The 222-nt window shown below is 33.3% G+C and carries 1 protein-coding gene; it reads left to right on the forward strand.

Annotated features, from left to right (window positions below; all coding sequences use genetic code 11):
• Positions 1 to 37: 37 nt before the first annotated feature.
• The coding region (locus tag ACM615_RS24120; protein ID WP_431012666.1) for a hypothetical protein at positions 38 to 222 on the forward strand (185 nt) is incomplete at its 3' end.

Here is a 222-nt window from a genome sequence, read left to right on the forward strand (position 1 = left end):
AATTATTTACATTTGGAACAGATGGAGAAGACTGCAGGTGGGCCAACATAAAGCCAATAACATGATGCAAGTAAGATGTGTTAGTAGTTATATTAATTCAACTATTTTATATTCAATCGTTATTCCATTTGATACTGCTTCTACTATACCTCACTGCTTTTCAGATGTTTGTATTGTAGTTGTTACTCCATTTAGTAAAGTCATCCGCCGTGCCTTTATTTA

Origin of the sequence: Rahnella sp. PAMC25617 (assembly GCF_050606005.1) — a bacterium.
Lineage (GTDB): Bacteria > Pseudomonadota > Gammaproteobacteria > Enterobacterales > Enterobacteriaceae > Rahnella > Rahnella variigena.